This is a genomic window from Brevundimonas sp. (assembly GCF_046293315.1).
GTDB lineage: Bacteria > Pseudomonadota > Alphaproteobacteria > Caulobacterales > Caulobacteraceae > Brevundimonas.
Genome location: NZ_JBKBPF010000003.1, coordinates 187,320 through 202,306, shown reverse-complemented (window position 1 = coordinate 202,306; position 14,987 = coordinate 187,320). Strand labels below are relative to the sequence as shown.

General features: G+C 66.3%; 13 protein-coding genes. 9 read left to right on the top strand and 4 right to left on the bottom strand.

Features of this window, described 5'->3' with window-relative positions; translation table 11 throughout:
- Positions 1 to 145 precede the first annotated feature (145 nt).
- The 4 genes from ACK4SE_RS04030 (at position 146) to sucD (ending at position 6,315) form a co-directional block, all read left to right on the top strand.
- On the top strand, positions 146 to 2,434 hold the full coding sequence (locus tag ACK4SE_RS04030; RefSeq protein ID WP_409689026.1) for a TonB-dependent receptor: 2,289 nt from the start codon (positions 146 to 148) through the stop codon (positions 2,432 to 2,434).
- A gap of 114 nt (positions 2,435 to 2,548) precedes the next feature.
- Positions 2,549 to 4,057 carry a spinster family MFS transporter gene (locus ACK4SE_RS04025; protein WP_409689024.1) on the top strand — a complete coding sequence of 503 codons (1,509 nt, stop codon included), beginning with the start codon at positions 2,549 to 2,551 and terminating at the stop codon, positions 4,055 to 4,057.
- 118 nt (positions 4,058 to 4,175) lie between these two features.
- Entirely contained in the window at positions 4,176 to 5,366 is a 1,191-nt protein-coding gene (gene sucC / locus ACK4SE_RS04020; RefSeq protein ID WP_409689022.1) for an ADP-forming succinate--CoA ligase subunit beta, read from the top strand.
- 46 nt (positions 5,367 to 5,412) lie between these two features.
- Positions 5,413 to 6,315: a succinate--CoA ligase subunit alpha gene (gene sucD / locus ACK4SE_RS04015; protein WP_409689020.1), complete on the top strand. Its 903-nt coding sequence runs from the start codon at positions 5,413 to 5,415 to the stop codon at positions 6,313 to 6,315.
- A 140-nt stretch (positions 6,316 to 6,455) separates the two neighbouring features.
- Here the strand turns inward: sucD and ACK4SE_RS04010 are convergent, their stop codons facing one another.
- Complete coding sequence (locus tag ACK4SE_RS04010; RefSeq protein WP_409689018.1) at positions 6,456 to 7,154, bottom strand: helix-turn-helix domain-containing protein; 699 nt, start codon at positions 7,152 to 7,154, stop codon at positions 6,456 to 6,458.
- Positions 7,155 to 7,313: 159 nt separating this feature from the next.
- Between ACK4SE_RS04010 and ACK4SE_RS04005 the strand changes: the two genes are divergently transcribed.
- A complete protein-coding gene (locus tag ACK4SE_RS04005) occupies positions 7,314 to 8,234 on the top strand; it encodes an HNH endonuclease (protein ID WP_409689016.1) in 921 nt (306 codons plus the stop codon).
- Here ACK4SE_RS04005 and ACK4SE_RS04000 read toward each other — a convergent pair.
- Positions 8,219 to 8,434 (bottom strand): hypothetical protein, encoded by a 216-nt coding sequence (locus tag ACK4SE_RS04000; RefSeq protein WP_409689014.1) that lies wholly within the window; start codon positions 8,432 to 8,434, stop codon positions 8,219 to 8,221. The two genes, ACK4SE_RS04005 and ACK4SE_RS04000, sit on opposite strands and share 16 nt — an antisense overlap.
- 54 nt (positions 8,435 to 8,488) lie before the next feature.
- On the opposite strand from ACK4SE_RS04000, the gene vsr reads away from it, so the two are divergent.
- From vsr to ACK4SE_RS03985, 3 genes are all read left to right on the top strand, one after another.
- Positions 8,489 to 8,887 (top strand): DNA mismatch endonuclease Vsr, encoded by a 399-nt coding sequence (gene vsr / locus ACK4SE_RS03995; protein ID WP_409689012.1) that lies wholly within the window; start codon positions 8,489 to 8,491, stop codon positions 8,885 to 8,887.
- A gap of 101 nt (positions 8,888 to 8,988) precedes the next feature.
- Positions 8,989 to 10,056: a DNA cytosine methyltransferase gene (locus tag ACK4SE_RS03990; protein ID WP_409689010.1), complete on the top strand. Its 1,068-nt coding sequence runs from the start codon at positions 8,989 to 8,991 to the stop codon at positions 10,054 to 10,056.
- A 39-nt stretch (positions 10,057 to 10,095) separates the two neighbouring features.
- Entirely contained in the window at positions 10,096 to 10,992 is an 897-nt protein-coding gene (locus ACK4SE_RS03985) for a NaeI family type II restriction endonuclease (RefSeq protein WP_409689008.1), read from the top strand.
- Between the two features lie 107 nt (positions 10,993 to 11,099).
- On the opposite strand, the gene ACK4SE_RS03980 is transcribed toward ACK4SE_RS03985, so the two are convergent.
- Positions 11,100 to 11,768, bottom strand: coding sequence for a hypothetical protein (locus ACK4SE_RS03980; RefSeq protein WP_409689006.1), 669 nt, complete (start codon positions 11,766 to 11,768; stop codon positions 11,100 to 11,102).
- Positions 11,768 to 13,576 (bottom strand): translation elongation factor 4, encoded by a 1,809-nt coding sequence (gene lepA / locus ACK4SE_RS03975; RefSeq protein ID WP_409689004.1) that lies wholly within the window; start codon positions 13,574 to 13,576, stop codon positions 11,768 to 11,770. The genes ACK4SE_RS03980 and lepA overlap by 1 nt, the downstream gene beginning before the upstream one ends.
- A gap of 228 nt (positions 13,577 to 13,804) precedes the next feature.
- On the opposite strand from lepA, the gene ACK4SE_RS03970 reads away from it, so the two are divergent.
- On the top strand, positions 13,805 to 14,983 hold the full coding sequence (locus tag ACK4SE_RS03970; protein WP_409689002.1) for an efflux RND transporter periplasmic adaptor subunit: 1,179 nt from the start codon (positions 13,805 to 13,807) through the stop codon (positions 14,981 to 14,983).
- Positions 14,984 to 14,987 lie beyond the last annotated feature (4 nt).

Below are 14,987 nucleotides of genomic sequence, written 5' to 3'. Positions count from 1 at the left end.
GCCGGCGCCACACGGTCAGGCTTTCCCCCGCCCCGGCGACGTCTGACCATTTGACAGAAAGCGAAAACCCGATCAGGTTCCCGGAAAATCATTGAACGCTGAATAAATGGCGTCGTCACCGGAAACACACAGGTTGGGTCATCCCATGAACACGCTCGTCAAATCCGCTCTTCTGGCCGGAGCCGCCGTCAGCGCGCTCATCGCCCCGGCCGCCGTGGCCCAGGTTTCCGAACCGTCCGGCGCCACCCAGGTCGAAGAGATCATCGTCACCGCACGCCGCACCGAGGAATCGTTGCAGCGCACGCCGCTGTCGGTCTCGGCCTTCTCTGAAGAGACTCTGGAGCGCCTGGGCGCCCAGGACGTGACCGACCTGCAGGGTGCGGTGCCGAACCTCAATCTGGTGCAGGGACGCGGCTCGTCGGACGCCACCAACATCTACATCCGCGGCGTGGGCCAGCCCGACGCCCTGCAGACCTTCGACCCGGCCGTCGGCGTCTATGTGGATGACGTCTATTACAGCCGCATCCGGGGCACCCAGCTGGACCTGCTGGACCTGCAGCGCATCGAGGTGCTGCGCGGGCCCCAAGGCACCCTGTACGGCAAGAACACCATCGGCGGCGCGCTCAAGCTGATCAGCCGCCGCCCCGACTCCGGCCCGTACGGCACCGCCAGCGTCACCTACGGCGACTACAACGAGCAACGGGTCCGCCTGTCCGGCGCCACGCCGCTGACCGATACCTTCGCCGTGGGCGGCGCGGTCCTGTACGCCCAGCGCGACGGCTATGTGACCGATCCGGTCACCGGCGCCGAGTACAACGATGAGGATACCCTGTCGGGCCGCGTGACCGCCGCCTGGACGCCCGGGGCGAACTTCCGCCTGGACCTGACCGCTGACTACACCCGCCAGCGCGCCGCCATGACCGTGGGCCGGGCCGAGGCGGCGCTCATCACGACGGATTTTCTGGGAGGCGTAACCATTCGCCAGCCGGCGCCGGCCGCCGGCAGCGAGTTCGACTACCAGACCCGCACCACGCCGGGCCTGCCCAACGAAACGCCGCTGGATCACTGGGGCGTCTCGGCTATCGCCGAATGGACCCTGTCTGACGCCCTGACCCTGAAGTCGATCACCGCCTATCGCGACCTGTCGTATGACGACTACATCGACATCGACGCAACCGAGCTGGAGATGGGCGACGTGCTGGTCGCGGTGGACCAGAACCAGTTCAGCCAGGAGTTCCAGCTGAACTTCGACAACGGTGGACCGATCACCGCCGTTGCGGGTCTGTACTACCTGCAGGAAGATATCGTCTCCCACCAGGAAGCCTACGGCGATGACCTTTTCACCTTTGGCGGCGCCCCGCTCGACTTCCTGCGCACCATCGACGACGACCTGGACACAACCAGCTGGGCCGCCTACGCCAATGCCAGCTGGCAGGCCACGGAAGCCCTGCGTCTGTCGGCCGGCATCCGCTACACCCAGGAGAAGAAGGACTACTGGCGCACCACCACCATTGACTGGTCCGGGGCCCTGGCGGGTTCAACCTTCGCTTTCGAGGTGTCGGAGGAATGGGACGACGTCTCGCCCATGATCTCGGCGGACTATCAGGTCACGCCCGACGCCATGATCTACGGCCGCATCTCGCGCGGCTTCAAGTCGGGCGGCTTCAACGGCCGGGCCAACAATCCGGGCGAGCAGCAGCCCTATGATCCGGAAACCGTCACCAGCTTCGAGATCGGCGCCAAGACCGAGTGGTTCGACCGCCGCCTGCGCGCCAACTTCGCCGCCTTCTACAACGACTACGAGGACTTCCAGGCCCGGGTGTCGGACTGCGTGGCCGACCCGACCATCCCCGGCGGCGCCTGCACCATCGCCCTGACGGTGCTGAACGCCGGCCAGCTGGACATCCGCGGCGTCGAGCTGGAGTTGTACGCCAACCCGACCCCGAACCTGCAGTTGGACGCCCAGATCGGCTATCTGGACGCCGAATACGGTGAGTTCAATGAGACGCGAGAAATTCCGGTTGGCTCAGGCGAGCAGGTCGTGATCGACCGCAGCTGGCAGACCCCGGCCTTCTCGCCGGAGTGGACCATTCGTCTGGGCGGCTCCTACGGCTTCGACCTGGGCTCCAACGGCATGATCACGGTGGGCGCCAACGCCCGCTACCGTTCGGAAATGGCCCTGTCGGTGGACAACGCCAACATCCTCACCCGCGAAGAATACCGGTCCATGTTCCAGGACAGCTACTGGCTCTATGACGCCCGCGCGGTGTGGGAGACGGTGGACGGCCGCTATTCGCTGGGCGTGTTCGGCCGCAACCTCGGCGACGAGGTCTACAAGACCGACGCCCAGGAGTTCTCGGCCGTGGGCGGCATCCGCACCGCCTACTACGGCGCGCCGCGCACCTGGAGCATCAACTTCACCGCGCGCTACTGATCGCGGCGGTCGCACGAAACAGGCGGCGGGCTCCGGTTCGCCGCCTTTTTCTTTTGCATGGGGCGGCGACGACGCTACCGTTCCGGTCAACCACAAGAGTCGAGGGAGACGCCGATGACCGCACAGGCCGAAGCGCGCATCGAGAAGCCCGGGTATCGCTACTACGTTCTGGCGATCCTGGTCCTGGTCTACATGCTGAACTTCCTGGACCGGCAGATCATCGGCATCCTCGCCGCGCCGCTGAAGGCCGAGTTCGGCCTGTCCGACAGCCAGTTCGGCCTGCTGGGCGGCATCGCCTTCGCCTCGGTCTATTCGACCCTGGCCATCCCTCTGGCCTGGCTGGCCGACCGCTACAGCCGGGTCTGGATCATGACCGGCGCCCTGACGGTCTGGTCCGGCTTCACCGCCCTGTGCGGCGTGGCCGGGTCGTTCAGCCAGTTGTTCCTGTTCCGCATGGGCGTGGGCGTCGGCGAGGCGGGCGGGGTCGCCCCGGCCTATTCCCTCGTGGCGGACTATTTCCCGCCCCACCAGCGGGCGCGCGCCCTGGCCGTGTTCGCCTTCGGCATTCCGCTGGGCACCGCGGCGGGCACCCTGGTGGGCGGCGTGCTGGCGGCCCAGTACGGCTGGCGCACGGCCTTCATCGTGGTGGGCCTGCTCGGTGTGCTGGTGGCGCCCGTGCTGCGCCTGACCGTGCGCGACCCCAAACGCGGCGCCACCGACATCGCCCGTCCGGTCCCGGTCGAGGGCGCGCCGATCCAGGCCGTTCCCCCCGCCTCGGCCCGCGTAGGTCTCATCGCCGCCCGAATCATGCTGGGCATCGGGGCGGGCGCCCTGGGCCTGGCGGCGCTGGCGCAGTTCGCGGGCCTCGCCATCGGCAACCCGCTGGTCATCGCCTTCGCCGGCGGCCTCGCCGTGGTGATCGGCGTCTCGGTGTGGATCGCCCGCATCACCGCCTCGCGTGTCATTCCCAAGAAGAGCTTCTGGCTGCTGGCCCTGGGCGCGGCCTCGTCGTCGGTGTGCGGCTATGGCGTGGCCGGCTGGCTGCCGCTGTTCTTCATGCGCAGCTTCGACCTGACCCTGCTGCAGACCAGCTGGTACTATGCCGGCATCGCCCTGATCGGCGGCACCCTGGGCATCTGGATGGGCGGCGCCATCGCCGACAAGCTGGCCAAGCGCGGCAAGGGCGCCTATCCCCTGACGCCCGCCATCGCCTTCCTCATCTCCGCGCCGCTGTTCATCGCCGCCATGAACTCGCCGTGGATCATCGGCCTGGTGCTGCCCGGCGGCGGCAGCCAGGTGCAGCAGCTGACCCTGGCCTTCCTGATCTTCCTGATCCCCACCGGGCTGAACCTGGCCTGGCTGGGACCGATCACGGCCTCGATCCAGCATCTGGTCCCGGCGGCCATGCGCTCCACCGCCTCGGCCCTGTTCCTGCTGATCAACAACCTGCTCGGCATCGCCGTGGGCTTCTACTATTTCGGCTGGATGAGCGACCTGCTGGCGCCCCGCTTCGGGGACGAGAGCCTGCGCTGGGCCATCTACACCGGCATGGGCTTCTACCTGCTGGCCTCGGTGCTGCTGATCGCGGCCTCGCGCACCCTCAAGCGCGACTGGGTCGACTGATCGCGCCGTGCGGCGGCCCCTCGAGGGTCGCCGCACGGACTTAGCCGGTTGCGTCGGCGGAGGGGCGGACCCTATAAGCGCGCCTGAACCCTCCTCCCCACGACAGCGGTCTTTCTCCATGAACATTCACGAATACCAGGCCAAACAGGTTCTGAAGGGCTTCGGCGCTCCCGTAGCGTCGGGCGTCGCCATCACCTCGGTCGACGAGGCTGAAGCGGCCGCCAAGCAGCTTCCCGGGCCCCTGTATGTCGTGAAGTCCCAGATCCACGCCGGCGGGCGCGGCAAGGGCAAGTTCAAGGAACTGGGTCCTGACGCCAAGGGCGGCGTGCGTCTGGCCAAGTCCATCGAGGAAGTGGTCGCCCACGCGAAGGACATGCTGGGCAACACCCTGGTGACCGCCCAGACCGGCGACGCCGGCAAGCAGGTCAACCGCCTCTACATCGAGGACGGCGCCGACATCGACCGCGAGCTGTACTGCTCCCTGCTGGTGGACCGCACCGTGGGTCAGGTGGCCTTCGTGGTCTCCACCGAAGGCGGCATGGACATCGAAACCGTCGCCCACGACACCCCGGAAAAGATCCAGACCATCGCCATCGCCCCCGAAGCCGGCGTCACCGCCGATGACGTGGCGAAGATTTCAAAGGCCCTCGAGCTGACCGGCGACGCCGCCGAGGATGCGAAGAGCCTGTTCCCGGCGCTCTACAAGGCCTTCGTCGACAAGGACATGGCCATGCTGGAGATCAACCCGCTGATCGTCATGACCGACGGCCACCTGCGCGTTCTGGACGCCAAGGTCAGCTTCGACGGCAACGCCCTGTTCCGTCACGACGACATCAAGGCCCTGCGCGACGAAAGCGAAGAGGACGCCAAGGAGATCGAGGCCTCCAAGTGGGACCTCGCCTACGTCGCCCTGGACGGCAACATCGGCTGCATGGTCAACGGCGCCGGCCTGGCCATGGCCACCATGGACATCATCAAACTGTACGGCAAAGAGCCCGCCAACTTCTGCGACGTCGGTGGCGGCGCCTCCAAGGAAAAGGTCGCGGCGGCCTTCAAGATCATCACCGCCGACCCCCGGGTCGAGGGCATCCTGGTCAACATCTTCGGCGGCATCATGAAGTGCGACGTGATCGCCGAGGGCGTGGTCGCGGCGGTCAAGGAAGTGGGCCTCAAGGTGCCGCTGGTGGTGCGCCTGGAAGGCACCAATGTCGAAAAGGGCAAGACAATCCTGAACGAGTCCGGCCTGGCCATCACCGCCGCCGATGATCTGGACGACGCCGCCCAGAAGATCGTCGCCGCGGTCGCCTGAGCGCCGTCACAGCCGCCCCAGACCTTCAGATTTCAGAGCACACACCATGTCCATCCTCGTCGACAAGACCACGAAAATCCTCGTCCAGGGGCTGACCGGCAAAACCGGCAGCTTCCACACCGAACAGGCCCTGGCCTACCACGGCACGCAAATGGTCGGCGGCATCCACCCCACCAAGGGCGGCCAGACCTGGGCCGGCGCCAACGGCGAGAGCCTGCCCATCTTCGCCTCCGTGGCCGAGGGCAAGGCGCGCACCGGCGCCGACGCCTCGGTCATCTATGTGCCGCCGGCCGGCGCCGCGGACGCCATCATCGAGGCCATCGACGCCGAGATCCCCTTCATCACCTGCATCACCGAGGGCATCCCGGTCATGGACATGGTGCGGGTCAAGGCGCGGCTGGACCGCTCCTCGTCGCGCCTGCTGGGCCCCAACTGCCCCGGCGTCCTGACCCCCGAAGAGTGCAAGATCGGCATCATGCCGGGCTCCATCTTCAAGAAGGGCAATGTGGGCATCGTCTCCCGCTCGGGCACCCTGACCTATGAGGCGGTGTTCCAGACCACCAACGAGGGCCTCGGCCAGACCACGGCCGTCGGCATCGGCGGCGACCCGGTCAAGGGCACCGAGTTCATCGACGTGCTGGAGATGTTCCTGGCCGACGACGAGACCAAATCCATCGTCATGATCGGCGAGATCGGCGGCAGCGCCGAGGAAGACGCCGCCCAGTTCCTGATCGACGAAGCCAGAAAGGGCCGCTCCAAGCCCATGGTCGGCTTCATCGCCGGCCGCACCGCCCCCGAAGGCCGCACCATGGGCCACGCCGGCGCGGTCGTCTCGGGCGGCAAGGGCGACGCCGGCTCCAAGATCGAGGCCATGGAGGCGGCGGGCATCCGCGTCTCGCCGTCCCCCGCGCGCCTCGGCTCGACCCTGATGGACGTGCTCAAGGGCTGATCCCCACGGGGCGGCGGCCACCCCGCCGCCCCGCTGCGCTCAAGCCGCGAGGCTCCGCGCGCCGAGCGTTAGCGCACAAAAAACGCGCTCAAGCAGCGCGGCGCCGCGCGCCGAGCGTTAGCGCACTAACATGAGCCCCCCTAAAACCCCGGCAGCGGCGCGTCCGGGTCCAGCCCGACCGCCCTGCAGGCCGCCTTTCTGGCATTGGCGCGCACCCTGCGCACCTGTTCCTTGAAGGCCTCGCGCTCGGCGTACCGGTGCATCCAGTAGCGCACCAGAACCGGGTCGCGCGGCCCCGGATCGTCGGGGTCCACCCGGAACCGCTCGCCGACCCGCCCGTCCTTGTTCATGACGATGTCGCACAGGGTCTCGAGGTCGATGGTCTCGATGGTCACCGCCGGCCCGCCCCGTTTCTCCGCCATGCGGCCATAGGTCTCCGACAGCCGGGCCAGCTTCTCCGCCTCCGCGAACAGCCGCGCCCGCATGGCCCGCACCGAGGCCGCCATGGCCTGCTCCGCCAGAGCCGCCGGATCACCCAGCCCCGCGTCCTCCGGGCCGGGCGGCGCGAACAGGCCGACCTCCATGTCCGGCCGCGTCTGGTCCGCCCGCTCTTCCGCCCCGATCCCTTCCGCGTTCGCCCGCGCATCGGCGTCGGCGCTGCGCTTCTTGGTCCAGCCGCCCTCCCAGGCGTGGCGATAGATGGAGCTGGGCGACACCTTCCACCGGATCGCCAGCTCCTTGGCCGTCGCCCCGTTGCGGTACGCCTCCCCGATCTCGGCCCAGCTCTCGTCGCTCAGCCGAAACCAGGTCGGCTGCGCCTCTTCGATCTTGCGTGTCATGGGGCCATGATACGGCCGCCCCCAAGGCGTGCGGACAAGTCGCCCCCATACGGAGGCCCGGTCCTTTCGGATCAAGGCGTTAGGCTTCCGAACGCAGCGGAGTCCGGCGGCGCTGACCCGCCCGATGCGACGAAGCTGAGCCTTGAGCGCTGACGCGACATGGGCCAGCATCAGCAGATGGTCAAAGCGGTCTTCACCACCAAGCTGAGCCCCGGCTATGACGATCTTCCGGAACTCTATTATCATTTTCCCCGCGTCTACCTTCGGCGGGTCGAGCAAACGCTCGGTGACTCGATCGTCTATTACGAGCCGAGACGGGGCACTGCCGAACTGAGCAGCCGGGGTGGACGGCAGTCCTATTTCGCCATCGCGCGCCCGCACGCGATTCGCGATGATCCGGTCAGACCAGACCACTTTTACTGCGACGTTCGGGACTATCTGGATTTTGATGGCCCTGTGCATTTCCGCGACGGCGACGAGTATCGCGAAAGCGCTCTCCGACGCGACGATGGGCAGACAAATAAGGGGGCTTTCGGTCACTCGGTACGGCTCATGCCTGATGAAGAGTTTGAGGCGATCCTAGCCGCCGGGCTCAGTGGTCCTCCGCTGCAAGCCCCCGTGGCGGCCCCTGAAGGCCCCTACATGGGGGTCGAAGAACTGAGTGTTCCCTTCGAACGCCCCATGGTCGAGCTGACAACCATTCGTCCCTTTAGAGACCTCGCGTTTCGACGCTCCGTCCGCGCAGCCTATGACAATCGATGTGCCGTAACGGGTTTGCGCCTCATAAATGGTGGCGGTCGACCGGAGGTTCAGGCTGCCCACATCCGACCGGTCGCTGACCATGGCCCAGACTCAGTACGAAATGGTCTCGCCCTTTCCGGCACGATTCATTGGCTGTTTGACCGCGGCCTGCTCTCGGTTGCCGATGATATGACGATCATGAAGGCCGAAGGGAAACTGCCCGCCGAAATGGAGCGCTTGATCAACGCCAATGGGCGCCTGAACCTGCCGACTGATAGGGCCTACTGGCCTCATCCGGCATTCTTGGCGCATCATCGGGAGACCTACTTCAAGGGCTGAGCCCTCGATACGCAAAATCCGGGTTCGAACCGGATCAGATCGTATTTTTCGGCGAACCAATCGACGAACGCGGCAGGTGTATCCCCCTGGCCCCAATGGTCGGCCAACTGCTGTTCACCGATGCCGGCGTCATCAATGCCGATGCGCCAGTCCCTGCGCATCAACTGATCTACTGTCGCCGTCCACTGCGCTCTGTCCATTGCTGCCTCCTTTGGACATTTTCGCTCCCCACAATGGTACATTCCGCAATGAGTATGAAGCCTCTCAATCACCGCACATCACATGCCATGTCGCGGGTCGGACAAAAGCGAACGACGCCGGAGGATCGTGTCGCCGCTGTGCTGAGAGAGTTGGGGGTTCGCTATCGCCGCAACGTCAAGACCCTGCCGGGCTCACCGGATTTCGCCAATCAGGCACGGGGTTGGGTGATCCAAGTTCACGGTTGCTTCTGGCATCAGCACGACTGCAAGAGAGCGACGGTGCCTGCGCACAACCACCAAGCATGGATGGCAAAGTTCGCCCGGAACAAGGCGAGAGATGCGGCAGCCGAGGCAGCGATTCGGTCACGAGGGCTGCGTGTGCTGACCGTGTGGGAATGCGAGACGAAAGATACAGTCGGTTTGAAAAACAGGCTCACCTCCTACCTGCGGTAGGTAACCTTGCCTTCACCCACAAGAACTAGTTATCGCATGGTTGACAGCGGCGTCTTGTTCGCATTTTGTTTCACGTTGTTCGTCGACCCAATGGGGAAGCCATGACCCTGCGCCTTATCGATCTTTTCAGCGGCGCCGGAGGCATGAGCCTCGGGTTCTGCGACCCCAATTTCTGCGGCGGCTTTGAAACGGTTTTGGCTCTCGACAACGACGCCGCCGCCCTGAAGACCCATAAGCTGAATTTCGGCGGGCGTGCGGTTCAGGCCAATATCGAAGAGTGGCTTCTCAACAACGACGTGCCTCAAGCTGACGTGGTGATCGGTGGCCCGCCCTGTCAGGGATTCAGCTTGTTGAATAAGAAGCGCGACGGTGACGCGCGCCGCGCCCTGTGGGAGCCGTTCATTGAGATTGCTGAACGCTCCGGCGCGCGCGTCTTCGTAATGGAGAACGTCGCCGAGCTGTTCCGCTCGCCTGAACGACAACTAATCGAAGCCAAAGCTCAACGACACGGCTTTAAGACGCAGGCGACCATCGTCAATGCAGCCGATTATGGTGCCCCCCAGACCAGAAAGCGGACGATCATTCTCGGATGGCGGGAGGCCTGCGATCTGCCGACGTTCCCCCCCATGCCTTCTCATGCCGACCCTAAGCTGAAGCGAAATCTCCCACGCTGGCGAACGGTGCGCGATGTTATCGGTGACTTGCCGAATAACGCCATCGGAACCGAGATCGGTACACGCGCGCCGCTGAACCTTCACTTCGGCAGGACGCCTACGGACAAGAGTTTGGCGCGGTACGCAGCCGTTCCGCCGGGCGGAAATCGCTTTGACCTACAGGCCAATCGTCCCGACATAACCCCAGACTGCTGGATACGAAAAACCAGCGGCGGCACAGACCTGTTCGGGCGACTGTGGTGGGATCGCCCCTCCGTCACTATCCGCACCGAATTCTACAAGCCGGAAAAGGGCCGCTACCTGCACCCTGCGGAGGATCGCCCCATCACCCATCGCGAGGCGGCGCGCCTGATGGGCTTCCCGGACAATTTCCAATTCTACGGCACGAAGGTCGAAGTGGCCCGACAGATCGGCAATGCCGTACCGCCGCATCTGGCTGGCGCGCTGGCGAAGATGGTTCATGACATTCTCATCGGGAAGCAAATGGCGGCGTAGTTAACTCGGTGCAAACGGCTCTGCTCGCCAGATGGAGGTATGCCGCCACCTTCCTTCGCCGATGATCAGGAGCTTCTGGCCTATCTGGCTGCCCGTCTGCGTGCCGCCATTGATGATCCCGACGGAGTCATCGGCGCTACGGCACAGCTGATCCGTCGCGCAATCGATGAAGTGATCGATGCGCCTCGGACGAAGCGGCTCGTTCTGTCGGAGTGCGAGAAGACCGAGAAAACCTACCTCGGCACCAAAGTGGAAATCCTCTTTCGGGATGCCATCGGGCAACCGAAAGGTGAGTACCTCGATCTGAATCTCGGGGGTGTGGATACAGACATCAAGCATTCCATCGGTACGGCTTGGATGATTCCGCGCGAGGCGCTTCACAAGCCCTGCGTGCTGATCTCTGAGAACGAAGAGACGGCGCGCTTTAATCTGGGCTTGATCATCTGCCGTCCCGAAAATCTGACGGCCGGTGGGAACCGGGATCAGAAGTTGCAGGTGTCGGCCTATGGGCGTGAACAGGCCCTATGGCTCGCAAGGAATGAGCCCTATCCTGCGAATATCTGGCAGGGTTTCGATCCGGAACTTCTGGCTGTGATCAGTGCGCATCGCGGCGGCGCCGCCCGCATCGCGGAACTGTTCCGCAACCTCCAGGGCCGCCCCATACCGAGGACCGCGATCGCCGCGATCGCGGCCCAACTGGACCCGCTGAAACGTGTGCGAGCGAACGGCGGTGCGCGCGACATCTTGCGTCCTGAAGGGATCGTGATCCTCTGGGGGCAGAACGACCGCGCCCTGATCGCCGCCCTCGGCCTACCGCCGCTGCTTTCAGATGAGTTCATCAGCTTTACGCCGCGAACGGAGCGCGAGGCAGAAAAGCTTCGAGCGGCCGGTCACCTCGATGCAGACCACACCGAGTTCAGTCCGCCGCCGGGATGAAAGGCACGTTCTCAGTCGGCTCATCTGACTATGTGCGTGATGTCACCGAAATGGTCAGATGCCGCATCAGCAGCGGCTTCTTCGCGGCGTCGCAACCTGAGCCCCACCTACCGCGCCGGCGTATCCCCGCCCTCGCCGCCGCCGCCCATGCCGCCGCCGCCTCCACCGCCCATGCCGCCACCACCGCCGCCGCGACCGCCCTTGTCACCGCCGCCGCCGCGCGCCGAGCCGCCGGGCCGGGTGGGGCCCTGACGGGGGATGGCCAGTCCGGGGGGAATGGGGGCCAGGTCCAGCGAGGCGCGGATGAAGTCGCGCAGCGACACCACCAGTTCGTCGGTGTGCACCGGGCGGCCCTCGACCAGGGCCGTGGCGGCGCGCTGGGCCAGCCGCACCTGCTCGTCGGTGCCCAGCAGGATGATGTCCGACAGGGCCGCCTCCACCGCATCGCGGATGCGCCGGGCGCGGTCCGAGCCCTCGTCCGCCCCTGCCGTCGGCGCCGCCGCGCCGCCCTCTGCGCCCTCGGCCTCAGCCCGGCGCAGGTCGCGCATGTGGCGCGGGTCCACCGACAGGGTTCCGGTGAACGAGCCGCCCAGCACCTTGTAGGCGGCCATCAGCGTTTTCAGCCGCTCGCTGATCTGGCGGTTGGCGCGCTCGCGCCGCTGCTGGAACGACATCATCAGCATCAGCCGGATGCTGACCCCGATCAGGGCGAACAGGGCGATGCCGATCACGGTGGTCAGCGCCCCCGACCATGAACTGAGGTCGAGGCCGCGCATCAGTCGTCGTCCATCTTCAGGGCGGCGATGAAGGCTTCCTGCGGGATCTCCACCTTGCCGAACTGGCGCATGCGCTTCTTGCCGGCCTTCTGCTTCTCCAGCAGCTTCTTCTTGCGGGTGGCGTCGCCGCCGTAGCACTTGGAGGTCACGTCCTTGCGCAGGGCGCGGACGGTCTCGCGGGCGATGATCTTGCCGCCGATGGCCGCCTGGATGGGGATGACGAACATGTGGGGCGGGATCAGCTCCTTCATCTTCTCCACCATGCCGCGGCCGCGGGTCTCGGCGCGGTTGCGGTGGACCAGCATGGACAGGGCGTCCACCGGCTCGGCGTTGACGAGGATGTTCATCTTGACCAGATCGCCGGGCTTGTAGCCCGACAGCTCGTAATCGAAGCTGGCGTAGCCCTTGGAGATGGATTTCAGCCGGTCGTAGAAGTCGAACACCACCTCGTTCAGGGGCAGTTCGTAGACCACCAGGGCGCGGCTGCCGACGTAGCTGAGTTCGACCTGGCTGCCGCGGCGGTCCTGACACAGCTTGATGACCCCGCCCAGATACTCGTCCGGGGTCAGGATGGTGGCCTTGATCCAGGGTTCGCTGATCTCGAGGATCTGCATCACGTCGGGCAGGTCGGCGGGGTTGTGCAGGTCGATCTCGGACCCGTCGCGCATGGCGATCTTGTAGACCACGCTGGGGGCGGTCGCGATCAGGTCGAGATTGAACTCGCGGCTCAGGCGCTCCTGGATGATCTCCAGATGCAGCAGGCCGAGGAAGCCGCAGCGGAAGCCGAAGCCGAGGGCGGCGCTGGATTCCATCTCATAGGTGAAGCTGGCGTCGTTCAGGCGCAGGCGGCCGATGGCGGCGCGCAGGTCCTCGAAATCGGCGGCGTCCACGGGGAACAGGCCGCAGAAGACCACCGACTGGACTTCCTTGAACCCCTTCAGCGGTTCGGCGGTGGGCTTCTTCTCGTCGGTGATGGTGTCGCCGACGGCGGCGTGGGCCACTTCCTTGATCTGGGCGGTGATGAAGCCGACCTCGCCGGGGCCCAACTGGTCCACCGGGGTGTTCTTGGGCAGGAAGACGCCGACCCGGTCGATCAGGTGGGTCGAGCCGTTCTGCATCATCTGGACCCGCTGGCCGGTCTTGAGGGTTCCGTCGAACACGCGGACCAGGACCACGACGCCCAGATAGGGGTCGTACCAGGCGTCCACAAGCAGCGCCTTCAGCGGCGCATCGGGGTCGCCCTTGGGGGCGGGCAGGCGGGTGACGATGGCTTCCAGCACGTCCTCGATGCCGATGCCGGACTTGGCGCTGCAGAGGACGGCGTCGGAGGCGTCGATGCCGATGACGTCCTCGATCTGCTGGCGCACGCGCTCGGGCTCGGCCGCGGGCAGGTCGATCTTGTTGAGGACCGGGACGATCTCGTGGTTGTTGTCGATGGCCTGATAGACATTGGCCAGGGTCTGGGCCTCCACCCCCTGCGACGCGTCCACCACGAGGATCGAGCCCTCGCACGCGGCCAGGCTGCGGCTGACCTCATAGGCGAAGTCCACGTGGCCCGGGGTGTCCATCAGGTTCAGGACATAATCCAGCCCGTCCTTCGCCCTGTAGGTCAGGCGCACGGTCTGGGCCTTGATGGTGATGCCCCGTTCCTGCTCGATCTCCATGTTGTCGAGCACCTGCTCGCGCATCTCGCGCACGGTCAGGCCGCCGGTCACCTGGATCAGCCGATCCGACAGCGTCGACTTGCCATGATCAATGTGCGCAACGATGGAAAAATTGCGAATGCGTTCGAGGGGCGTCTGGCTCATGCCGCGCCGGTATCACGCCCCCGATGCAGCGCCAAGCGCGGCGCGGCGACGCCCTCGGCCCGCCGCTGAAGAGCGCCCGAGAATTAAGATGTCGTAATGCAGCCTAAGATCGTTTGAGGGGCGCCGCCAAACCGTCTATCCAGCCGGTCTGTCGGAGCGTGTGGCTTCGGCCTTTGCGCGCGCTCGCCTCCCCCCAGCGGCCGTGCGGCCAGACGAAGGAACCATGGCGTGGCACAGACGACCGCGGCCGGAACCGGCGATCGCCTAACGAAGACACTGCGCGGCGGAGCGGTGGCCTTGGGCCTGTGCGCCCTGCTGGCTGTGGCCGCGTGCGGCGGGCACGGAGGTGACGATGAGGCGGCGGAAGCGGGCGGCGGGGCGTCATCCCAGACCGTGACCGTGGCCGTGGCCACCACCCAGGACCTGGTGCGCACTATCACCGCCTCGGGCACCGTTAACGCCTGGGAAGAGGTGCCGGTAGGCGCCGAGGCTGGCGGGCTGACCGCAACGGCCGTCTATGTGGACGAGGGCGCCTATGTGCGTCAGGGCCAGCCCCTCGTGCAACTGAACGACGCTCTCCTGCGCGCCCAGCTGGCTCAGCAGGAGGCGGCGGTATCGTCGGCCGAGGCCAACGCCGAACGCGAGAACACCGAACTGGGCCGCGCCCGCGAACTGCGCGAGCGGGGCTTCCTGGCCCAGGCGTCCCTTGACCTGGCCATTTCCGAGCAGCGCGCAGCCGACGCCCAACTGGCGTCTGCCCGGGCGTCGCTGTCGGAGATCCGGACTCGCCTGAACCAGAGTACCATCCGCGCGCCGGTGGCGGGCCTGGTGATCAGCCGCAACGTCACGCGCGGCCAGATCGTCTCGACGGGGACCGAGCTGTTCCGCATCGTTCGCGACGGCCGGCTCGAGCTTGACGCCCGGGTGCCGGAAACCGAGCTCGGCCTCATCCGCGCCGGGCAGAGCGCGACGGTGACCTCCGATGGTGTGGGCTCGGCCACCGGCCGGGTGCGCATTGTGACCCCGGAAGTGGATTCCCAGACCCGCCTGGGCGTCGCGCGCATCGCTCTGACCGGCAACAGCGGGCTTCAGCCCGGCATGTTCGCTCGCGCCGCCATCGACGTGGGGGCCCAGCCCGCCGTCGCCGTGCCGACGCCCTCGGTGCTTTACCGCGAGAACCGGCCGGGCGTGTTCGTGCTGGGCGCGGAGAACCGCGTGAGCTTCCAGCCCATCGAGATCCTGTCGCGCACCGATCAACTGACCTCCGTGGAGGGCGTAGCCGAGGGCGCGCGCGTGGTCGTCGACGGCGCTGGCTTCCTGGGCGACGGCGACCGGGTCACGGTGGCGCAGCCAGCCCGACCTGAGGCCGCCCCCGCCCCCGCTGCTCCCGCCCAGACGGCGGAATAGGGCG